Source organism: Amycolatopsis sp. WAC 04197 (assembly GCF_003947475.1).
Classification (GTDB): Bacteria; Actinomycetota; Actinomycetes; order Mycobacteriales; family Pseudonocardiaceae; genus Amycolatopsis; species Amycolatopsis japonica.
In genome coordinates, this window is sequence record NZ_QHJK01000003.1 from 504,339 (window position 1) to 525,190 (window position 20,852).

Genomic DNA, 20,852 nt, shown 5'->3' on the forward strand with positions numbered 1-20,852 from the left:
GCTCCTCCAAGATCACGCTGACGGTGTGGTGGTGGTCCGGAGCCCCACGATCGCGCGGGCGATCTCCGCGATCGCCGGGGCTCGGAGCATCCCGTAGTGGTCGGCCTCGACCTGGATCAGTCGTGGTGGCGCGGAGAACCGACCAGTCCACTGATCCACCTGGTGGTCGGCCAGCTCCGCCCGGACGAGCAGCGCGGGCGCTTCGAGCGGGCGTTCGCTGACGTACGAACCGACCGCGTCGGTGTGCCGGTTGAACGTCGTCCAGCGCTCGAGGAGCATCGCCACCGAAACCGGCTGGCCGCTCGCCGTGGCCAGCCGGGCGGCCAGTACCCGCATCGCCAGTTCGGGATCGCCCGGCGTGGTCTTGGCGGGCGTGCCGTCGAGGGTCGCGCCGAAGGTCGCGGCCATGTTCTCGCTGAAGACCTCGTACACCACCGCGTCCCGCACTTCGCGAGGAATGTCGTGCCGGACCGGCGGTGTCGAGTCAAGCAGCACGACCGGTGGCGGGGTCCCGTGGCCGGTGGCCGCCATCTCGAACGCGATCTGCCCGCCCATCGACCAGCCGCCGAGCAGATCGGGGCGCAGGTCCTCGGCGTCGAGATCGGCGCGGAATCTCGCGGCCATGGCCGGGATCGAGTCCAGCGGAGCGCGTTCCTGCGACGCCGTGACCCGCCAGTCCGACGGCAGTTCGGCCACCAGCTCGCGGTAGTCCCGCACGGTGCCGCCCGCGCCGGGCAGCAGATGCAGATGCGGGCCTTCACCGTCCTGGAGGACGACCAGCGTGCTCCCGTCGTCGACGCCGGCGCCGCCGTCGAGCTGCTCGGCCGCCTTGCGCGGGGTCGGCTCGGTGAGCCATCCGGTGATGTCCAGCGTCACTCCGCTTTCGGATTCGAGGGCCGACGCGAACTGGACGACCTTCAGCGACCGGCCGCCGGTGGCGAAGAAGTCCTCGTCGGCTCCGGTCGGCGCAGTGCCGAGCACTTCGGTCCAAACGTGGCGAACCTGGTCGAGCGACGCGGATTCCGGCATCTCCGTGGTGTCCAGATCCGCCGTCGTGATGGTGTGCTCCAGATAGGCGGGCGCCGTCCTGGACCCGACCTCGATGGTGCCCACCGGCAGCTCCGGGTCCAGGCCGCCCTCGGCGAGGACCCGGTCGATGTCCTGGAACAGCCGCCGCGCGGTCGAATGGTCGAACCGGCCGACGTTGTACTCCGACTCGACGATGTATTCGCCGTCGAAGTCGAACACCCCGAACCCGAGATCGGTGCGGGCGGCCCGGTTCGGCGCGCGCTGCAGCGTCAGTTCGACGTCGCCGAGCCGCAGCCCGACCCCGATCGACCCGTACCAGGTGACCAGGATCGGGATCGCGTCCCGCAGCCGCGCCTGCGCCGATTCGGTGAGCGCGCCGTACACCAACGAAAACGGCACCGTCTGGTGCGCGAGGCTGTCCCACATACCGTCGCGGACCCGCTCGACCACCGTGCCGAACGAATCGCCGTCCTCGACGACGGTCCTGGTGACCAGGACGTTGGCCAGATACCCGACCAGCGCCTGGTCCTGGGGTGTCATCCGGTTGGCGCTGACCAGGCCCGTGCAGACCTCCGGGCCGGCGCCGCCCCGCGCGAGCACCGTCTGCAGCGCGGCGAACAGCACGCTGAACGGCGTGGTGAAGTACCGCTTCGCCAAGGTTCCGATGCCGTCGACGGCCTCCTTGCTGAAGACGAACCGCACCATCCCGCCCTTGTTGCCGGTGCCGGTGTAGGTGTGCCGGTCCGCGACCAGGGTCGTGGTCACCGCGCCGTCGAGCTTCTCGCGCCAGTACTTCAGGCTCGCGTCCCAGCGACCGTCGGTGCGGGCGGCGTTCGAGGCCAGGATGTGTTCGCGGAAGGACACCTGAGGCTCGCCGCCGAATTCCGGCTCCTCGCCCGCCACCGCGGCCGCGTAGGCCTTGGCGAAGTCGTCCATCAGCAACTGCATCCCCCAGCCGTCGACGAGGGCGTGGTGGACGGTGACCAGCAGCTCGTGCTGGTCGCCGACGGTCACCGCCACCAGCCGTGCCGCCGGGGCCACGTCCAGCGCGAGCGGACGCTCCTGGATCTCCCCCGCGATCGACCGGAGCAGGGGCTCCACCGGCACGGAACCGGGGTCTTCGATCTCGATCCGCTGCGGCTCGACCTCGACATGGTCCACAATGGACACCATGATCGCGCCGTCACGGTGGTGCAGGCTCGCGCGCATCGCCTCGTAGCGGTCCACCACGGCCTGCCAGGCGACCCGCAAGGCGTCGAAGTCCAGCGGCCGGTCGGCCTTCAGCGGCCAGGTCTGGTTGTAGACGGACTTGTTCTTGGCCCTCTGGTGGATCCACCAGAGCATCTCCATGAGGGCACTGGCCGGGAACATGCCGGTGTCCGTCGCGACGGGAGCGTTCAACGGAATTCCTTTCCGGTTATCGGCGGACGATCGGCAGGATCTCTTCGGTCAGGCCCTTGCGGTCGACCTTTCCGTTGGCGGCCAACGGAATGCTGTCGCGCTGGTGGTAGCCCCTCGGGCGCATGTAGACCGGGAGCTCGTCGAGCAGCCGGACGAACTCGCTCTCGTCCACGGGGTCACCCGCGTAGACCGCGTGCAGGTCCACCTCGCCGTCGGCCGCGGTGAGCGCCACCACGACCACTTCGGCGATCGACGGATGCCGCCGCAGCGCCGATTCGATCTCGCCCAGTTCGACCCGGTTGCCCCGCACCTTGATCTGGTCGTCGACGCGGCCGAGGTGGACCAGCTCGCCGCTTTCCCGGCGCACCCGGTCTCCGGTGCGGTACCAGTGCGCCGGGGTCAGCGGTTCGGTGCCGTCGTAGACCGCGCCCCGCTCGCCGTCGAAGGACAGGAATCGCCCGGCGTTGTCGCCGGAGTCCAGGTAGCCGGGGAAACGCTGTGGGCCGCGCACGCACAGCTCACCGTCCGAGCATTCCCGCAAGTCTTCGTCGAGCAGGACGTAGTCCAGATGCGGGAAGATCTCGCCGATCGGCATGGACCGGTTCGAGGTGACCGGCCAGTCCGCGCGCTCGGCGGGCACTTCGTAGCCGGTGCAGATGACCGTCAGTTCCGTCGGCCCGTAACAGTTGTGGATCTTCGCGTTGGGGGCGGCCGCGCGCCACACCTCGACCTGTTCGAGGTTCAGCGGCTCGCCGCCGAACATGCCGCGGCGGAGATTCGGCATGCTGCCCGGGGCGAGTGCGCGCAGCCTGCGGGCGAAGGAGATGATCGACGGCACCGAAAGCCAGTGCGTGAGCCGTTTCTCGTTCACGAAACGCACCGGCGTGAACACCTCGCTGTGCTGCGGAACGCACAGGGTCGCCCCGGTCCCCCAGGTGGCGAAGAGCTCGACGATCGAACCGTCGAAGAAGAGCTCGAAGGTCTGCGAAACCCGGCAGTCGTCGGCGAAACCGAACCGCTGGATGTTGTCTTCCAGCAACGAGGAGACGCATTCATGCGTGACCGGCACGCCCTTGGGGCTCCCCGTCGAGCCGGAGGTGTAGATGATGTACGCGACGTCGCCGTCGCCGGAACCGATCTCGGGCAGCGGCTCGCCACCGTCCAGCAGGGCACGCCACCGGTCACCGGTCAGGTCGACGATCGGGATCCCCGACTGCCGCGGGTACTCCGGCAACTGCTTGGCCGAGGTGTCGTCGACGATCGTCACGTCCAGTCCGGCGTCCTTGGTGATGACCAGGTTCCTGGCGACCGGTGCGCCCTGGTTGAGCGGCACCACGGCCGCGCCGAGCCGCTGGATCGCCAGGTAACCCACGTAACTCGCGAGGCTGCGTGACGTCAGCAGGCCGACGCGGTCCGGCCGCCTGCCCGCCGCCGAAACCAGGCGTACCGCCATCCGCTCGACGGCGGCCCGCAATTCGTCATAGGTCAAGGTGAGCCCGGCGACTTCGATCGCCGTCGAGGAACCGGAACCCGCCACCGTGTCGCCGAACCAGTCGAAGAGCCTGCGTGTCGTCATCGCGCACCCCCGTCCTGGCCGGCGGTGGCCAGATCGGCCAGCCAGCGTTTCAAGTCGGCGACCGTGTGCAGATCGACCAGCCGGGTGGCGTCGATCTCGGCGTCGTCGTCGCCCGCCACGTCGACCGCGAGACGCAGCAACGCCAGTGATTCCAGCCCCGCGTCGAGCAAGGGCGTCGAGTCGTCGAAGGTGAAGGTCGCGTACCGCGTGATGATCGCGTCGAAATCGACAATCGTGTCACTCATGGGCATTTTCTCCATGGGGCCGGGGCTTCGTCACCGAGACCATCGCCGTCGCGGCTGTTCTCTCGATGTACTCGGGTTCTAAAGCCGTTGTTGTTGCCCGGATTCGCCGCCTTTCACCTGGCGGCCGGCTTTCCAGACGTCGGTCACGTGCGCCGGATCGGCGAGGACACCGATGTCCAGTACCGGATCCGCGTCCAGCAGGAGCACGTCGGCGTCGTAGCCGGCCAGCAGCTGCCCCGAGCGCGGCGCCTGCGGGCCGAGCGTGTCGGGCGCGACGGCCGTGGCCATCTCGATCGCCTCCAGCGGGGTGGCACCGCCCTTGACCATCAAAGACAACTCGATGCCGCCCTTCCCCCACTGCGTCGGCCGGTCGGGGCCAGTCATCGCGAGGTCGGTGCCCAGCGCGATGGTGACGCCCGCCTCTCGGGCGAGCGCGATCGCGTCGAGATGCCGCCCGGCCACCTCCTCCAGCTTTCGCTTGGCATACGGCGGAACCAGGTCGCTGGTGAGCAGCAGGTGCATGATCGCGCGCGTCGGCACCAGGATCGCGCCGGTCTCGCGCATCGCCGCGGCGGCCTCCTCGTCCAGGTAGGTGCCGTGCTCGATGGTGCGCACCCCCGCCTTCAACGCGGCCATGATGCCCGGCTTGCCGTGGCAGTGCGCCGCGACCACCCGCTCGGCCTGGCCTGCCACCTCGACGATCGCCGCCAGTTCGGCGTCGGTGAACTGCTGGTGATGCGGATGGTCCACTTCGGACAGAACGCCGCCGGAGGCGAAGACCTTGATGAGCCTGGCGTTGTTGCGCAACTGCTCGCGAGCGGCCCGCGCGCATTCGGCCGGGCCGTCGGCGAGCCGCAGTTCGCCGCCGAGATGCCCGAAGTCGTTGATCCACGGGACGGGGAAACCGTGCACGTCGCCGTGCCCGCCGGTGGTCGACAACGCCGTGCCCGCGCTGTAGATCGTCGGTCCTTCGATGGTGCCCTCGGCGACCGCGCGGGCCAGATGGATGCCGAGACCGCCGACCTCGCGAATGGAGGTGAAGCCCGAGTCGAGGCAGGCCAGCAGGTCCGACACGCACCGCGCCGACCGCAACGCGATCGGCTCGTGCATCAGATCGTGCAGGTCCGCGCTGCGCAGGCCCATGAAATGCCCGTGACAGTCCCACATTCCGGGCATCACGGTATGCCCGCGGGTGACGTCGGCGCCGGGAGTGGACGGCGCCTCGTCACGCGGACCGGCGTAGCGGATCCTGTCGCCCTCGACGATCACGACACCGTCGACGATCGGTGCGCCGCGTCCGGGAATCAGTTGAGAGGCTTCGATGCGTTGCTGCATGCGGGCCAGAGAAGCAGACCGCGACCGCTCCGGTCACGCGGCGACGATTGCACACCGCGAATCGCCGCTCACGGAAATATGATCGTCAGGCCCGCCGGAAATCCATGATCCAGTTGAGCTCCCACGTCTCGCCGTCGTCGACCGAGAAGGCCTGTTCCCAGCGGGCCGAATCCTCGGTGATGTCCGACCAGACGAACCGGACCCGCACGGGGGTGCCGCCCTCGTTGTCGTCGCCGTGGAAGACCCCGCGGCCGTCGCTGAAACTGCCGACGACAGGCGGGAAGAGCCTCCCGGTGTCGCTGCTCGACCAGTTCAGCGACCACTTCTCGGTCGCGGGGTCGAACAGGCGCAGGGTCAGGCCCCGCACGCCGTCCGGGAAAACGATCTCGTCGACATTCGCCTTTCCTTCGAAAAGGCTCCAACACTTCGCGGGTGCGGTGAATTCGACCCAGTCGTCGCTGCCTGCCAATCGCTTGGCGAGGCGGCGGTTGTGGACATTCCACGAGCCTACGAGGAAATCGAAATCGCCCATGCGGAAACGGTAGCACGCCCCGCGGCGAAGGCCTTGGGCTTTCGCGGCGGGGCGTGTGGACGCGGTCTAGCCGTGGAGGGACACCGGTAGCGAGACGAGGCCGTGCATGATGGTGCTGGTCTTCCAGCGGAGCCGTTCCGGTTCCACGGCCAGCGCCAGGTCCGGAAACCGTTCCAGGAGCCTGCCGATGCCGATCTCCACCTGCAATCGGCCCAGCGGCGCGCCGGCGCAATAGTGGATGCCGTGCCCGAAGGCGAGATGGCTGCCGAGCCCGCGGGTGATGTCCAGGCTGTCGGCGTTCGCGAACTTCTCCGTATCCCGGTTCGCCGACCCCAGCGCCACCACGACGATCTCGCCGGCGGGAATGGTCACGCCGTCCAGGGCGATGTCGTCGGTGGTGAAGCGGAACGTCGCCAGGCTGACCGAACCCTCGTAGCGCAGCAGTTCCTCGACCGCGGCGGGCAGCAACGACGGATCCGCCCGCAACCGGGCGAGCTGGTCCGGATGGCGGAGCAGGGCGTACACCCCGTTGCCGACCATGCTCAACGTGGTGTCGTGCCCGGCCACCACGAGCAGGAACACCATCGCCACCAGTTCGTCTTTGCTGAGCCTGTCCCCTTCTTCGGTCGCCTGGACCAGCGCGCTGAACATGTCCTCGCCCGGGTCGGCGAGCTTCGCGTCGATCAGGTCTTCGGTGAACTTGGCGACCGCGGCCGAAGCCGTGGCCACTTCCTCCGGCGTGTGGTTGGCGCCGACGAGCGTGTTCGTCCAAGTACGGAACACTTTCCGGTTCTCGGGTGGAACGCCGAGCAGTTCGGCGAGCACGGTGATGGTCAGCGGGGCGGCGAGATCCTCGATCAGTTCCGCTTCCCGCGATCCGGCCATCTTGTCGAGCAGTTCCCCGGTGATCTCCTCGATCCGCGGCCGGAGGAGCTTCACCCGGCGTTCGGTGAAGGCCTTGCCGACCAGTCTCCGCAATCTGACGTGATTCGGCGGATCGCTGTTGAGCATATGCGCGGCGAGTTCGTCGTCGACCGACGCGGGCGCCTTGTCAGGCGACTCGGCGTGCCGGGCGAACAACTCGTTGACCCGCCGCCCGTCCTTGCTGATCCGCGGGTCCGCCAGCAAGGCGCGGGCGTCGTGGTAGCGGGTCACCATCCACACCTTGATGCCGTGCGGCATCATCACTTGCCGGGGCGGGCCCGCTTCCCGCAACCGCGCGTACAACGTGTAGGAATCCTGGACGAAGTCGGCCGAGAGCCTTTCGACGTTCGTCGTTCGACGGCTTTGCATCAACGTCCTCCACGCGTCCGGCGGGCCGGACACGGTGTCTTGTTCGAGGCAGGGTCATTCGAGGGGCGCCAGCACCTCGCCGGTCGCCACGTCCACGACGCGGATCGCCTCCCGTGGGCAGGAATCGGCCGCGGCGAGCACTTCCTCGTCGGCACCGATCTCGGCGTCGACCGGCTGCGAGCGATCGCCGACGATCCGGAACCGATGCGGAAGATCTCCCACGCACACCCCGGAACCCATGCACGAGTCCTGGTCCACGACGATCCGCCAGCGGCGACCGCTCTCGGTCATGTCAGTCTCCTTGGATTCGACCGTTCAACTGCCGCTCCGGGTCCAGTTGAACGAAGGAGCCCGATGGTTCACGGGAACGGCTTGTGGCGCAAGGTGTTCTCTCCCTTGAACGCTGCCGATCGACGGTTGGCCGGGTTGGTCGTGAGTGGCGATTCGGGTTAGAACACGACTCGCCACTCACGACCGACCCGGCCGAATCGAGACCGGAACCTCCAGAGGTGATTTTCCTTGCTACGAAGACTTTATGCCGGCCTGTGCGCCGTCGTCCTCGTCTCCGGCTTGACAGCCGGCATTCCGGCCGCGACCGCGGCACCCGCGGTCCCGGTGACCGCCGAACCGCGCGGCGGGGACGACCTGCCCGGCCCCGGCGACGTCCAGCGCCGGAAACTGCGGCAGCAGGCCCTCGCGGAGGTGTTGAAGGGCAAGGAAGTCGCCGAACGACGCGGCGCGAGCACTGTGACGAAGACGCGCCGCGGCGGTGTCGACGAGTATGTCGAGCTGGCGCGGGAATCGACCGACCGGATCTTCGTGGTGCTCGCCGAGTTCGGCGACCGGCGGCATCCGTCCTACCCCGACGTCGACACGAACCCGGCCATTCCCGGCCCGGTACGCTTCGACGGCCCGCGTCGCGACCAGATCCCCGAGCCCGACCGGCGCGTCGACAACACCACCATCTGGCAACCGGACTACGACCGCCGCCATTACCAGGACCTGTACTTCTCCACCGCTCCCGGCGCCGACTCGGTCGCCAACTACTACCGGAAGCAGTCTTCCGGTCGTTTTTCGGTCGAGGGCATGGTCACCGACTGGACCACGGTGCCCTACAACGAAGCCCGGTACGGACGGTCGAACGGTTTCCCGTGCGCGGGCGTCGTCTGCGCCAACGCGTTCGACCTGGTGACCGACGCCGCCAACGCCTGGTACGAGGGGCAACGCGCGGCCGGCCGGACACCGGAACAGATCCGGGCCCAACTCGCCACCTTCGACGTCTGGGACCGCGACGACTTCGACCGGGACGGCGACTTCAACGAACCGGACGGCTACCTCGATCACTTCCAGATCGTGCACGCCGGGGCCGATCAGGCAGACGGGGACCGGGTCCACGGCGAGGACGCCATCTACAGCCACAGCGCCTACGCGTTCGCCAACACCACCACCGGCCCGCGGGGCAACCGTCGGGGCGGAACCCAGATCGGTGACAGCGGAATCTGGGTCGGCAACTACACCATCCAGCCGGAAAACGGCGGTATCAGCGTGTTCTGCCGCGAATTCGCGCACGACCTCGGGCTGCCCGACCTGTACGACACCAACGGCGGCGCCAACAACGTCAGCTGGTGGTCCCCGATGGCGCAGCAACGCGTCTCCGGACCCGGCGAGGTCATCGGCACGCGCATCAACGATCTGGACGCGTGGTCGAAACTCCAGCTCGGCTGGCTCGACTACGAGGTCGTGGTGGCGGGCCGGACCCGCACCCTCGAACTCGGCCCGCACGAATACAACTCGGCCAAGGCCCAAGGGGTCGTGGTCGTGCTGCCCGACAAGCAGAAGAAGTTCCACTATGGACAGCCGCTCGCCGGGCTGAACCAGTGGTGGAGCACCAAGGGCAACAATCTGTCCACCACCATGACCCGGCCGATCGACCTGACGGGCAAGACGACGGCGTCGCTGACCCTGAAGGCCCGTTTCGACATCCAGCCGGATTTCGACTTCCTCTACACGCAGGTGTCGACGGACGGCGGCGTCACGTGGACCTCATTGGACGGAATCGCCGGTGGCGCGCCGTTCCAGCGGGACTTCGGTGGCCAGCCGGGGTTGTCCAGCAGCTCGGGTGGGAACTGGGTGGACATGACCGTTCCGCTCGATGCCGTGGCGGGCAAGAAGGCCCTCGTCCGCTTCCAATACCGAACCGACGGCGCTTTGGCGCGTAACGGGTTCTTCGCCGACGAGATCTCGATCGTCGGGGACGGCGCGCCGCTGCTGACCGACGGAGCGGAGAACGGCGCGAACGGCTGGCAGCTCGACGGCTTCCGGACCGCGGGTGGCACCGAGACCCGCTCGTTCGACAACTTCTACCTCGCGTCGAACCGTACCTACGAGTCTTATGGGCAGTATCTGCGCACGGGTCCCTACAACTTCGGGTTCCCCGACCGGCCCGCGTTCGTCGAGCATTTCCCGTACCAGACCGGGCTCGTGGTGTCCTATTGGGACACGTCCGAAATGGACAACAACACCAGTGAGCATCTCGGCTCCGGGCTGATCCTCCCGATCGACGCGCATCCAGCGCCGATCTACAACATCGAGGGGGTGCCGTGGCGATCCCGGATCGCCGGCTACGACATGCCGTTCTCGCTGCGCAAGGCCGACTCGTTCACACTTCACGTCAACGGAAAGCCCAGCTACATCCGGGGGCAGAACGCCGTGCCGCTGTTCGACGACACCGGGACGTTCCTGTTCCCCGAGCAGCCGAACGCCGGTGTGCTCCTGCCGGCCACCGGGACCACGATCCGGGTGCTTTCGCAGCACGGTACTTCGATGCGGATACGGGTGGACCTCAAGTAGTGGGCGTCTCCTGGGGCTGGTCCGTGAAGGCCTCCTTGAGGGACTCTGGGTCCCTCAAGGAGGCCTTCACGGAATGGATGATCGCCACGTGTGTCCCATGTGCACCAGCAGTCACAGCGGTCGCGCGTGAAGGGCCAGGACCAGAGCGCGCCGGGTCGTGAGTGTTTTTGGTCGTTCTAACCGCCTTTGCCACTCACGAGGCGCGCCCCATGCAGTCCGTGAAGGCCTCCTTGCCTACCTTCAGGGTAGGCAAGGATGCCTTCACGGACCTGCGGCCGACGGAGACCAACATTCAGAACGACCCAAAACACTCACGAGGCCTGCGTGCAGGAAGCGTGCGCGTTGACCACTCGCCGCTCCGACGGCGGGTGACGTTCGAGCAGAGCGGCCGGCCGCACGGGACGCCGTACGAGTTCGCCGCCGCAATTGGGGCAGACGCCACCGAAGCGGTCTTCCGCGCAGCCAGGGCAAAAGGTGCACTCGAACGTGCAGATCCGCGCGTCCACCGAGGGCGGCAGATCCCGATCGCAGCACTCGCAGTTCGGCCTGATCTCGAGCATGCCGCGGACTCTACCCGAGGCGCCTGTTCACCTGAGCGATATCGGATCGGGAGGCGATCCACGAGACTCCATCCCCTGACCGCCGAGCAGGTTCTGGAGGGTTCAGTGAGCAGTGACGACTCGAACGAGGGCGGAATCTCCCGCCGCGGCTTCCTCGCGCGGACCGCGACGGCGTCCGCGGCACTGGCCGTCGCCGGACCGGACGCGGCGGGCGCGGAGCCGGACGGCCGGGGAGACGGTCTCGTCGACGTGGAGTTGCGGGTCAACGAGCGCGTGGAGCGGCTTCGGCTCGATCCGCGCGTGACATTGCTCGACACGGTACGCGACAGGCTCGGGTTGACCGGGACGAAGAAGGGCTGCGACCGCGGTCAGTGCGGGGCGTGCACGGTGCACGTCGACGGACGGCGGGTGCTGTCCTGCCTGACGCTGGCGGGCTCCGTCACCGGCAGACGGGTCACCACCATCGAGGGGCTGGCGCGCGGCTCAGCGTTGCATCCGGTGCAGCAGGCTTTCCTCGACCACGACGGTTTCCAGTGCGGCTTCTGCACTTCCGGGCAGATCATGTCGGCGGTCGCCGTCCTCCGGGAAGGGCAGGCACGTTCGCCGGAGCAGATCCGGGAGCACATGTCCGGCAACCTCTGCCGTTGCGGCGCGTACGGCTCCATCGCCGACGCGATCCGGGCCGTGGGAGCGGCGGACTGATGCGGCCCTACGACTTCACGGTCACGCGCGGCGTGGCCGAAGCGCTCGACCGCGGCGGCGCGCCGGGCGCGGCCTATCTCGCGGGCGGCACGACGCTGGTGGACCTCATGAAGCTCGAAGTGCTGACACCGAGCCGGGTGGTCGACATCAACCGCCTGCCGCTGACCGGGGTGTGGACGGACCGGCACGGGCTGCACATCGCCGCGCTCGAGCGGATGAGCGACGTGGCCGCGCATCCGCTGGTGGGTGCGCGGTATCCCGTGCTCGCCGAGGCGCTGCTGGCCAGTGCCTCGCCTCAGCTGCGCAACATGGCCAGCATCGGCGGCAACCTGTTGCAGCGCAGCAGATGCGGCTACTTCCGGGACACCGCCACGCCGTGCAACAAACGAACCCCCGGCTCCGGCTGCCCGGCGATCACGGGCGCCAACCGCTCGCACGCCATCCTGGGCACCAGTGACGCCTGTGTGTCCACGCATCCGAGTGACCTCGCGGTGGCCCTCGTGGCGCTGGACGCCTCGGTGCGGCTGACCGGCCGGGGAGGAACGCGCGACGTCCGGCTCGACGGGTTCTACCGGCTGCCCGGCACCACGCCGCATCTCGAGAATGACCTCCGGCCGGGCGAGCTGGTGACCGAGGTGACCGTGCCCCGGCTCGCCTGGGCCGATCGGTCGGCCTACGTGAAGGTGCGGGACAGGGCCTCCTACGAGTTCGCGCTCGTGTCGGTCGCCGCCGCGGTGCTGGTCCGCGACGGCGTCGTGCGGGACGTGCGGCTCGCGGCGGGCGGGGTCGGCACCCGGCCGTGGCGGTTGACCGCGGTCGAGGACGCACTGCGCGGCAAGCCGTTACGGCTCGAAGTCGTCGAAAAGGCCGCCGCGGCCACCGAGGGAGCCCGTCCGTTGGCCCACAACGGTTTCAAGGTGCCTCTGCTGAAACGCACGATCACCCGTGCCCTGATGAAGCTGGCGGACCGGCCATGACCTCGATTTCCCGCGTCGAAGGACGGCTCAAGGTCACCGGGGCCGCCCGCTACTCCGCCGACTACCCGGTCGACGGTCTCACCAACGGCTACCTGGTGCTGAGCACCATCGGACGCGGCACCATCCGCGGCATCGACACGACCGCCGCGCGCCGCTCCCCCGGCGTCCTCGCCGTGTACACCCACGCCGACCCGCTGCCCCTGTTCGGCGGGGCCGAATCCGGCATCGGCCACAACTGGCTTCCCCTGCGGGACGACCAGGTTCGCTACCACGGGCAGATCATCGGCCTGGTGGTCGCCGAAACCTTCGAACAGGCCCGCGACGCCGCCGCGCTGGTCCGGGTGGACTACGCGAGTGTCCGGCCGCGGACGTCGCTGCGTGACGGCATGCCCGGCGCCACCCTGCCGGAGGACGTCAACGGCGAGCCGCCGCTGCTCGATCTCCTCGCCGACGGGGTCGGGTCCATCGACCAGGCCCTCGGCGCGAGCGAAGTGGTCGTCACCGCCACCTACACCCAGCCGATCGAGTACCACAGCGCGATGGAACCCCACGCCGCCATCGCGGTCTGGCGCGACGGCTACCTCACTCTCTACTCCGGGGCACAGGCCCCGCAGCTCGCCGCCGGGACGATCGCGGCGACGGTCGGCGTCGACCCTTCTCGTGTGCACCTGCTCAGCCCGCACGTCGGCGGCGGGTTCGGCAACAAGATCCTCACCTGGGGGCATCCCGTCCTCGCCGCCGCGGCGGCCAAGGCGCTCGGCCGTCCGGTCCGGATCGTGCTCACCAGGGAGCAGACCTTCGGCGTCACCGGCCACCGCTCGGCGATGTCGCAGACGGTCTCCCTCGGCTCCGACCGCGGCGGGCGTCTCGTCGCCGTCAAGCACGACGCCTACGCCGGCCTTTCGAGTGGCGGCGACGGGTACCTCTACGAAGCCGCGCCGCACACCACCTCGCGTTACTTCTACTCCTCCCCCAACATCCATGTCGGGCAACGGCTGGTGACGCTGGACGTCCCGCCCCAGACACCGATGCGGGCGCCCGGTCCGGAGGCGGGTTCGTTCGCGCTGGAAACCGCGATGGACGAACTGGCGGTCCGGCTCGGCGTGGACCCGGTCGAGTTACGCCTGCGCAACTACGCCACCACGTACCCGGGACGCGGCGTGCCGTGGTCCGGCAAACATCTCGACGAGTGCTACCGCGTCGGCGCGGAGGCGTTCGGCTGGTCCCGGCGGGCCCCGGTCCCGAGGGCGGTCGTCGACGGCGAATGGCTGATCGGCACCGGAATGGCGACCGCCGCCTACCCGGCCGCGCGCTACCGCACCACGGGGAAGGTCCGGCTGCAGGCCGACGGCACGGCGGTGGTGTCGACCGCGACCTCGGATCTGGGCACCGGGATGTGGACGGTGCTGGCGATGATCGGCGCCGACGCGCTCGGCATCCCGGTGAGCCGCGTCCGCTCCGCGCTCGGCGACTCCGCGCTGGCCGACAACCCCGGCGCGTTCGCCTCGGCGGGGACGGCGAGCTCGGGCCCGGCCGTCCACGCGGCCGCGCTCTCCGCGACACGCGCGCTGCTCGATCTCGCCGTGACGCACGAAAAGTCCCCGTTCCACGGCATGGACCGGAATCAGGTGCGCTACGAACGCGGCGACGTCGTGGGCCCCAAGCGGCGGATCGCTTTCGGCACCTTGCTCGGCATCACGGATCGCGCCGGGATCGACGCCACCGAAACCTCGGCGCTCGGGCCGGAACGCGAGCGGTTCGCCTTCACCTCCTTCGGCGCGCACTTCTGCGAAGTGGCGGTCAATCGCTGGACCGGGGAACCCCGCGTGCGCCGCGTGACGACGGTCATCGACGCCGGCACCATCGTCAACGAGAAGACCGCGCGGAGCCAGATCGTCGGCGGCGTCATCTTCGGCGTCGGCCAGGCCTTCCTCGAGAACACCCACGTCGAACCGGATACCGGCCGCATCGCCAACGCGAACCTCGCCGACTACCTCGTCCCGGTCGGCGCCGACATCCCGCCGATCGACGTTCGCTTCCTCGACCATCCCGACACCGTCTTCAACCCCCTCGGTGTCCGCGGGATCGGCGAGCTGGGCACCGTCGGTATCGCCGCCGCCCTCGGCAACGCCGTTCACCACGCCACCGGCCGCCGCGTCCGCGATCTCCCCATCACCCTCGACAAGATCTTCGACGCCTGACCGTCTGAATGCCTTAGGGTTCTTCGGGTGATGGACGTTATCGAGCTGCGGCAGTACACCCTTCGGCCGGGACAGCGCGAGGTGTTGATCGAGCTGTTCGACCGGGAGTTCGTCGAGACCCAGGAAGCCACCGGGATGCGTGTCCTCGGGCAGTTCCGCGACCTCGACCGCCCGGACCATTTCGTGTGGCTGCGGGGTTTCCCCGGCATGCCCGCGAGGTTCCAGGCCCTGACGAGCTTCTACACCGGTCCGACCTGGAAGGCCAACTCGGCGGCGGCCAACGCCACCATGATCGACACGGACGACGTACTGCTGCTGCGGCCGGTCCGCCAGGGCGTGTTGCCCGGCCTCGACCCGGTAGTCCGGGACACGCCCGCTTCGTCCTTGGTAACGGCCACGATCCACTATCTTCCTTCGCCGCCAGACGAAGAGTTCGTCCGGTTCTTCGACGAGACCGTTCTCCCCTTGCTGGCGAAGGCCGGCGCGACACCGCTCGCCTTGCTGCGGACGGAGTACGCGGAGAACGACTTCACCGGTCTGCCGGTCCGCACGGGTGAGCACGTGCTCGTCGTGCTCGCGTCGTTCCCCGGGCAGGACGCCTACGCCGAGCGCATCGACCGGCTGGCCGCGCTCCCCGAGTGGCGGGACGACGTCGAGCCCCGTCTCCCGGAACGGGTCGAGCGGCTGATGCTCACCCCCACCGACCGGTCGATGCTCCGCTGAGCTCCGAGGAGAGCCTGCTGACCAGGCCGGGCAATTCGGTGCCCGATGCGCGGGCCGCGAGCGCCCGCAGGGTCAGGCATTCCTCGCGATACCAAGCGAGGCCGGCCCCGCGGTTCGCCGCGAGGCGGGCAAGCTGGTCGCGCACCGCGCCTTCGTAGTACCCGAGGACGCGGTGCGTCGCGGCGCGTTCCTCGTCCGCCGTGACGTACTCGCCGCGCGCGAAGAGCCGCACGAGCCCCGGCACCCGGTACCGGTCCATCCGCAGCGTCTCGACGAGTCCGGCGTCGACGAGCCGCTCCGCGGCGGATTCGGCCGAGGCGACGGGAATGTCGAGCGCGGCGGCGAGTACGGCCGTCGAGACGACCGGCAGGTCCAGCACCCCGAGCCTGCCGAGGACGCGCGTCGGCAGCGGATCGGCGGAGTGCCGCAGCAAACGGACGCCGGCCCGCAACGCGGCGTGGACGCTGAGCCCGTCGCAGGTCAGCTGTTCCAACCGGCGCCGGGGATCGCTCAACCGCGAAACGAACTCACCGACCGTCCACTCCGGACGCCGCGCGAGCCGGGTGGCGGCGGCCCGCAAGGCGAGCGGCAGATGGTCGCAGAGCCCGGCGAGCCGGACGGTGGCGGCGAGGTCGGCGTCCACCCGGGCGGCGCCGGCATAACGGCGGATCAGCGCCGTCGCGGCCGTCGCCGGGAGCCTGCCGAGGCGAAGCAGCCCCGCCCCGTCCACCGCGGTGGAGGCCGGGCGGCTCGTCAGGATCACCGCGCAGCCCGGCGCGGTGGGCAGCAGATGCCGGATCTGAGCGGAGTCGGCGACGTCGTCGAGGACGAGGACCGCCCGTCGATCGGCCAGCACGGTCCGCAGCAGCGCGCCCGCCCTGTCCCCCTCCGGCGGGATGTCCGCGGCCGGTACACCCAGCGCGGCGAGCAGCCGCCCGACCGCGTCCGCCGGTGACGCCGGACCGTGCGCCGCGGACGCTCCGAGCCCCAGATACACCTGACCGTCCGGAAAGGACCCGGTCATCCGGTGTGCGGCGTGCACCGCCAACGCGGTCTTGCCGGTACCCGCCATACCGTGCACCGCGCAGCGCTGCTCCCCGCTCGCCAGCCGGCTGGTGATCCAGGCCAGCTCCCGCTCCCGGCCGATGAACGCGGGCACGTCGGGAGGCAGGGTGCGCGGCACGGCAGGCCGCAGGATCGCGGTCGCGGGTGTCGCGCGCCGCGGCGTCTCCAGCAGCAGCGGGTCGTCACGCAGGATCCGGCCCTGCAGCTCCCGCAGCGGTTTGCTCGGCTCGACACCGAGCTCCTCGACCAGCAGGCCGCGCAGATCCCGGTACGCGCCAAGGGCTTCGGCCTGCTGGCCCGAGCGATACAGCGCGACCATCAATTGCGCGTGCAGCCGTTCGCGCAACGGGAACTGCGAGACCATCAGCTTCAGTTCGGGCAGCAGCGTCTCGTGTCCGCCGAGCCCGATTTCGGCCTCGATCCGCGCTTCCACCACGGCCAGGCGTGCTTCCTCCAGCCGCGCGGACTCGGCGAGGACGGACGGGACCATGGCCACATCCGCCATCGGCGTGCCGCGCCACATCCCGAGCCCTTCGGTCAGTGTGCCGACCGCGGCGGACAGATCACCTTCGGCGAGGCTCTTCCGGCCCGCCGTCACGAGCTTCTCGTACTCGTCGACGTCGGTCGCGCCCGCGGGCAGCACGAGCCGATAACCGGGTGCCCTCGTGCTCAGCATCCGGCCTCCCGGATCGCCGAGGCCGTTGCGCAGCCGCCAGACGTAGCCCGCCAGCAGACCGGCCGCGCTCGGCGGCGGCCGCTCGCCCCACAGCTCCGCCATGAGCTGATCCGCAGAAACCACGCGGTTGGCGTTGATCAGCAGGACGGCCAGCAGTGCGCGTTGCTTCGGCGCACCGATCGAGGACCACTGCCCGCCGTCGAAGAATTCGAGCGGGCCGAGGTACCGGAACCTGGCCGGTGACGATGACTCGTTCGCTTCGCCGTTAATTGACGACCACCATTCTCCGGTGCTCTACTCGCCCTTCCGGAATACCGAGGGTGAGGTGCAGGATGGACAACGCTGAATCATGGTTGCTGGAGATCCGGCTGTTCAAGGTGAAGCCGGGAACCCGGGCGGAATTCGACCGGATCAGCCGGGAGGGCACCATTCCGCTGATGCGCAGCCTGGGGATCACGGTCCTCGCGCACGGCCCGTCCTTGAACAACGAAAACGGCTATTTCCTGCTTCGCGCCTTTCCGTCCGAGGAAGAGCGGGTCGAACGATCCCAGTTGCTCTACGCCACGGACGAATGGCTGGCGAAATACGACGGCCCGGTCTCGTCGATGATCGACGACTACGACACGTCGGTGTTCGCCGCGGGGCACGACTTGGGCCGGCTCATCCGGTAGGGCGGCCCAGCCCGGCCAGCATGAGCGCCTCGGCGAGGCAGACCCGGGCGAACTCGCCGAGGTGCAGGCTCTCGTTCGGGCCGTGTGCCCGGGTCTGCGGATCCTCCACACCGGTCACCACGATCGTGGCGGCCGGGAACTCCGCCTGGAACGTCGAAACGGCCGGAATCGAGCCGCCGACACCGATCTCGACCGGCGAAACCCCGTCCCACGCGATACGCAACGCAGACCGGACCGTCTCATACCGTGGCCCGGTGGTGTCGATGACGCACGGCGCTCCGCCACCGTCCAGGGAGACCGAGATGGTGGCGCCCCAAGGACAGTAGGCCTCCAGATGCTCCCGGAGCGCGGCGAACGCCTTGACCGGATCGTCGCCGGGAGCCAGCCGGGCGCTGATCTTCGCCCTGGCCACCGGAACCAGCGCGTTGCCCGACTCGAGGACCGACGGCGCGTCGACACCCAGGACCGACAGCGAAGGCCTGGTCCACAACCGATCCGCCAGCGAACCGGTGCCGGTGAACCGGACACCGTCGACCATCCCCGCCTCGACCCGTACTCGCTCGGTGGGAAGCTCCACAGTGGACTCCGGCCCCACGGCGAGGCCCTCCACCGCGACGTCGCCGTCGTCCGTGTGCAGTGTCGACAGCAACCGGACGAGCGTGGTCAGCGCGTCCGGCACGGCACCGCCGAACATTCCACTGTGGACCGGGTCGCGCAGGGTACGCACCTCGACCACGCAGTTGACGATCCCGCGCAGCGAAGTCGTCAGCGCGGGCACCCCGACGTCCCAGTTGGCCGAGTCGGCGATCACGACGACGTCGGCGAGGAGCCTGTCGTGATGCAGCCGGACCAGCTCGGAGAGCGACGCCGAACCGTACTCCTCCTCACCTTCGACGAACACCACCACCCCGACCGGCAGGGCGTCGCCGAGCGCCCGCAGCGCCACGACGTGCGCCATGAGCCCGGCTTTGTCGTCCGCGGCGCCTCGGCCGTAGAGCCGGCCGTCGCGCTCCACCGGCTCGAACGGGTCGCTCTCCCACAGCGCCTCGTCTCCCGGCGGCTGGACGTCGTGATGGGCGTAGAGCAGTACGGTCGGCGCGCCGGGTGGCGCGGGTTTGCGGCCGATGACGGCCGGTTGCCCGCCGGCCCGGACGACGCCGGTCTCCAGTCCGCAGCCGCGCAGCACCGTCGCCACCGCCTCCGCGGAACGGTCCACCTGCGCGTGGTCGAATTCGGGAAAGGCTATTCCGGGAATGCGGACCAGATTCTCAAGATCGGCACGCGCCGGAGCCATTTCCCGTTCGACGGCCGTTCTCAATTCGGCCTCCGTCGGAAGATTGTTCTTCATGAATCGGATCGTACGGCGCGACGGCCGGAAAAAGACCCGGTCAGCTGCGCGGTGAATCGAGCGCCGGGAGGCGGTACTGGGCGGGAACGCGGCTCGAAATGACGTTGTGACGCGGGGGTCGTGAGTGGCAATGATCGTTCTAACAGCATTTTTCACTCACGACCCCCGCCTTGCCCCTCACCAGAACGCCGCAGGCGGCGTTAATCTCGGGCCATGTTGCTCGGTATCGACCACATCGGACTCGTCACCGGAGAACCCGCGGGACTCGTTCCCGCCATGACCGCACTCGGGATGTCCAAACTGGACAGCGGGATCGCCGCCGCCTACCGGGTGGCGTGCGAGTTCTGGCAGCCACCCGGACCCGGCGGCCGCCCCCTGATCGAACTGGTCTCCCCTGCTGGGCCCGGTTCGGCGCTCGACGGCCACCTGGCCAGATCCGGCCCTGGCCTCCACCACATCGCCATCGAGGTCGATCACCTCGAACCGGAGCTCGACCGCCTGCGCGGCGCGGGATTCACCCCGGTCGACCGCGAACCCTGCGCCGGCGCGCGGCCGGGCATGCTGGTCGCCTTCACCTACCTGGCCCGGCCCGCCGGTCTGCTGGTGGAACTGGTCCAGTACCGGGATAGCAGCTCATCGGAGCAACGCGGTGGCCGCCACCCGGCTCGCCGCGACCACGGTCTTCGCAGCGCCACCCGATCCGCCGGTGAAGGTGAACACCCCTGGCACGACCTCGCGTAGTTCGAGACCGGGCGGATCGTGGTAGCAGTCGGACGAAACGGTCGTCCGATGTGGACAGTGCTCGGCGAGTGGATGCCCGAGCAGGCGGCGGGCCTCGCTCGCGACCCGGTCGACGAGCGCGACGTCCGGCCGCGGACCGGCCGGGTCGACGTCCCACCGGTCACCGGGCAGACCGAGCAGGAAGCCCGCGTCGCCCGCCGGGCGGCCCCACATGCCGGTGCCCTCCCACACGAACGTGCCGAGCCCCGCGGGCCCTCCTTCGTAGACGGTGTACTGGATCTGTTTGACGCGCAGCCCTCCGGCAGGCAGCCCGCTCGCCGCCAGCAGGGCGGGCGTCCACGGACCGGCGGCCAGCACGACCGCGTCGTAACCCGCGGTCGCGCCGTCGGCCAATCGCAACGCCGGGGCGGGGTCCACGGTCGCCACCGGCATCCGCCGGACCGTGGCGCCGCGGTCGGTGAGCCAGCCCAGCACGGCGTCCCGCAGCCCGGCGGGCGACACGAATCCCGCGTGCCGTTCGACCACCGCGGTGACCCCGGAAGGCAGGCCGCGGAACGGATATCGGGCGGCCAGCTCGGGCGCGGTGAGCAAGGTCGCCGAACCGGGCAGTGCCTCCTCGATCACCCGGACCGGATCGGCGAGCCCGTCCCCGGAGAGCGCCAGGTACACCGAGCCGACTTCCCGGTAGTCCGACGCCGCCCGTAACGCGGGGTTGGCGCGCAGTTCGGCGAGACCGGTCGCGGCCAGCCGGCCGGCGGGCTCCAGCCGCTCGAAGCCGCGGACCAGCCCGCCGGACGCGCTCGTCGCGTCGCCGTCGGTCGACCGGGCGGTGTACACGTCGATCGTGCTCCGCGGCGCCGCCTGGCGCAGCCGCCAGGCGAGCAGCGCGCCCGCGACGCCCCCGCCGACGATTCCCACCCGCACCGT

18 protein-coding genes are annotated in these 20,852 nt (G+C 69.6%); 7 read left to right on the forward strand and 11 right to left on the reverse strand.

Annotated elements, in window-relative coordinates:
- Positions 1-12: 12 nt before the first annotated feature.
- The 7 genes from DMC64_RS15280 to DMC64_RS15310 form a co-directional block, all read right to left on the reverse strand.
- A complete protein-coding gene (locus tag DMC64_RS15280) occupies positions 13-2,430 on the reverse strand; it encodes a condensation domain-containing protein (protein WP_125734058.1) in 2,418 nt (805 codons plus the stop codon).
- A 16-nt stretch (positions 2,431-2,446) separates the two neighbouring features.
- The gene (locus tag DMC64_RS15285) at positions 2,447-4,006 is read right to left on the reverse strand and encodes an amino acid adenylation domain-containing protein (protein ID WP_037337801.1); all 1,560 of its coding nucleotides are present in this window, start codon (positions 4,004-4,006) and stop codon (positions 2,447-2,449) included.
- Positions 4,003-4,251 (reverse strand): phosphopantetheine-binding protein, encoded by a 249-nt coding sequence (locus DMC64_RS15290; protein WP_037339943.1) that lies wholly within the window; start codon positions 4,249-4,251, stop codon positions 4,003-4,005. Before DMC64_RS15290 ends, DMC64_RS15285 begins: the two co-directional genes overlap by 4 nt.
- A 78-nt stretch (positions 4,252-4,329) precedes the next feature.
- Complete coding sequence (locus tag DMC64_RS15295; RefSeq protein WP_199754984.1) at positions 4,330-5,586, reverse strand: amidohydrolase family protein; 1,257 nt, start codon at positions 5,584-5,586, stop codon at positions 4,330-4,332.
- A gap of 85 nt (positions 5,587-5,671) precedes the next feature.
- On the reverse strand, positions 5,672-6,118 hold the full coding sequence (locus tag DMC64_RS15300) for a hypothetical protein (protein WP_037337796.1): 447 nt from the start codon (positions 6,116-6,118) through the stop codon (positions 5,672-5,674).
- Between the two features lie 66 nt (positions 6,119-6,184).
- Positions 6,185-7,411 (reverse strand): cytochrome P450, encoded by a 1,227-nt coding sequence (locus tag DMC64_RS15305; RefSeq protein WP_125734059.1) that lies wholly within the window; start codon positions 7,409-7,411, stop codon positions 6,185-6,187.
- 54 nt (positions 7,412-7,465) lie between these two features.
- A complete protein-coding gene (locus tag DMC64_RS15310) occupies positions 7,466-7,702 on the reverse strand; it encodes a ferredoxin (RefSeq protein ID WP_037337791.1) in 237 nt (78 codons plus the stop codon).
- A 228-nt stretch (positions 7,703-7,930) separates the two neighbouring features.
- Here DMC64_RS15310 and DMC64_RS15315 point away from each other — a divergent pair, with 228 nt between their 5' ends.
- Positions 7,931-10,261: an immune inhibitor A domain-containing protein gene (locus tag DMC64_RS15315; RefSeq protein WP_125734060.1), complete on the forward strand. Its 2,331-nt coding sequence runs from the start codon at positions 7,931-7,933 to the stop codon at positions 10,259-10,261.
- Between the two features lie 311 nt (positions 10,262-10,572).
- Here DMC64_RS15315 and DMC64_RS15320 read toward each other — a convergent pair whose 3' ends face one another.
- A complete protein-coding gene (locus DMC64_RS15320; protein ID WP_125734280.1) occupies positions 10,573-10,821 on the reverse strand; it encodes a DUF1272 domain-containing protein in 249 nt (82 codons plus the stop codon).
- 249 nt (positions 10,822-11,070) lie between these two features.
- Here DMC64_RS15320 and DMC64_RS15325 point away from each other — a divergent pair, with 249 nt between their 5' ends.
- Genes DMC64_RS15325 through DMC64_RS15340 form a run of 4 tightly spaced genes read left to right on the forward strand, consistent with a single transcriptional unit; the run spans position 11,071 to position 15,424 of the window.
- Complete coding sequence (locus DMC64_RS15325; RefSeq protein WP_233629681.1) at positions 11,071-11,523, forward strand: (2Fe-2S)-binding protein; 453 nt, start codon at positions 11,071-11,073, stop codon at positions 11,521-11,523.
- Positions 11,523-12,500: a xanthine dehydrogenase family protein subunit M gene (locus DMC64_RS15330; protein WP_125734061.1), complete on the forward strand. Its 978-nt coding sequence runs from the start codon at positions 11,523-11,525 to the stop codon at positions 12,498-12,500. Before DMC64_RS15325 ends, DMC64_RS15330 begins: the two co-directional genes overlap by 1 nt.
- Positions 12,497-14,701 carry a xanthine dehydrogenase family protein molybdopterin-binding subunit gene (locus DMC64_RS15335; protein WP_125734062.1) on the forward strand — a complete coding sequence of 735 codons (2,205 nt, stop codon included), beginning with the start codon at positions 12,497-12,499 and terminating at the stop codon, positions 14,699-14,701. Before DMC64_RS15330 ends, DMC64_RS15335 begins: the two co-directional genes overlap by 4 nt.
- Before the next feature lie 30 nt (positions 14,702-14,731).
- Complete coding sequence (locus DMC64_RS15340) at positions 14,732-15,424, forward strand: NIPSNAP family protein (RefSeq protein WP_125734282.1); 693 nt, start codon at positions 14,732-14,734, stop codon at positions 15,422-15,424.
- Here the strand turns inward: DMC64_RS15340 and DMC64_RS15345 are convergent.
- On the reverse strand, positions 15,393-17,435 hold the full coding sequence (locus DMC64_RS15345) for a BTAD domain-containing putative transcriptional regulator (RefSeq protein WP_370324127.1): 2,043 nt from the start codon (positions 17,433-17,435) through the stop codon (positions 15,393-15,395). The two genes, DMC64_RS15340 and DMC64_RS15345, sit on opposite strands and share 32 nt — an antisense overlap.
- A gap of 62 nt (positions 17,436-17,497) precedes the next feature.
- On the opposite strand from DMC64_RS15345, the gene DMC64_RS15350 reads away from it, so the two are divergent.
- A complete protein-coding gene (locus tag DMC64_RS15350; protein WP_125734064.1) occupies positions 17,498-17,836 on the forward strand; it encodes an NIPSNAP family protein in 339 nt (112 codons plus the stop codon).
- Here DMC64_RS15350 and DMC64_RS15355 read toward each other — a convergent pair.
- Complete coding sequence (locus tag DMC64_RS15355) at positions 17,826-19,184, reverse strand: dipeptidase (RefSeq protein ID WP_125734065.1); 1,359 nt, start codon at positions 19,182-19,184, stop codon at positions 17,826-17,828. The genes DMC64_RS15350 and DMC64_RS15355 overlap by 11 nt on opposite strands.
- A 213-nt stretch (positions 19,185-19,397) precedes the next feature.
- Here DMC64_RS15355 and DMC64_RS15360 point away from each other — a divergent pair, with 213 nt between their 5' ends.
- Positions 19,398-19,925 (forward strand): VOC family protein, encoded by a 528-nt coding sequence (locus DMC64_RS15360; RefSeq protein WP_125734066.1) that lies wholly within the window; start codon positions 19,398-19,400, stop codon positions 19,923-19,925.
- Here DMC64_RS15360 and DMC64_RS15365 read toward each other — a convergent pair.
- The gene (locus DMC64_RS15365; RefSeq protein WP_125734067.1) at positions 19,818-20,849 is read right to left on the reverse strand and encodes an FAD-binding oxidoreductase; all 1,032 of its coding nucleotides are present in this window, start codon (positions 20,847-20,849) and stop codon (positions 19,818-19,820) included. The two genes, DMC64_RS15360 and DMC64_RS15365, sit on opposite strands and share 108 nt — an antisense overlap.
- Positions 20,850-20,852 lie beyond the last annotated feature (3 nt).

Bases quoted from the DNA above. Each gene is read 5' to 3' on its own strand.
- DMC64_RS15350 (WP_125734064.1), top strand. From the start codon at position 17,498: ATGGACAACGCTGAATCATGGTTGCTGGAGATCCGGCTGTTCAAGGTG.
- DMC64_RS15335 (WP_125734062.1), top strand. From the start codon at position 12,497: ATGACCTCGATTTCCCGCGTCGAAGGACGGCTCAAGGTCACCGGGGCC.
- DMC64_RS15320 (WP_125734280.1), bottom strand. From the start codon at position 10,821: ATGCTCGAGATCAGGCCGAACTGCGAGTGCTGCGATCGGGATCTGCCG.
- DMC64_RS15290 (WP_037339943.1), bottom strand. From the start codon at position 4,251: ATGAGTGACACGATTGTCGATTTCGACGCGATCATCACGCGGTACGCG.
- DMC64_RS15295 (WP_199754984.1), bottom strand. From the start codon at position 5,586: ATGCAGCAACGCATCGAAGCCTCTCAACTGATTCCCGGACGCGGCGCA.
- DMC64_RS15340 (WP_125734282.1), top strand. From the start codon at position 14,732: ATGGACGTTATCGAGCTGCGGCAGTACACCCTTCGGCCGGGACAGCGC.
- DMC64_RS15310 (WP_037337791.1), bottom strand. From the start codon at position 7,702: ATGACCGAGAGCGGTCGCCGCTGGCGGATCGTCGTGGACCAGGACTCG.
- DMC64_RS15300 (WP_037337796.1), bottom strand. From the start codon at position 6,118: ATGGGCGATTTCGATTTCCTCGTAGGCTCGTGGAATGTCCACAACCGC.
- DMC64_RS15355 (WP_125734065.1), bottom strand. From the start codon at position 19,184: ATGAAGAACAATCTTCCGACGGAGGCCGAATTGAGAACGGCCGTCGAA.
- DMC64_RS15330 (WP_125734061.1), top strand. From the start codon at position 11,523: ATGCGGCCCTACGACTTCACGGTCACGCGCGGCGTGGCCGAAGCGCTC.
- DMC64_RS15285 (WP_037337801.1), bottom strand. From the start codon at position 4,006: ATGACGACACGCAGGCTCTTCGACTGGTTCGGCGACACGGTGGCGGGT.
- DMC64_RS15305 (WP_125734059.1), bottom strand. From the start codon at position 7,411: ATGCAAAGCCGTCGAACGACGAACGTCGAAAGGCTCTCGGCCGACTTC.
- DMC64_RS15360 (WP_125734066.1), top strand. From the start codon at position 19,398: ATGTTGCTCGGTATCGACCACATCGGACTCGTCACCGGAGAACCCGCG.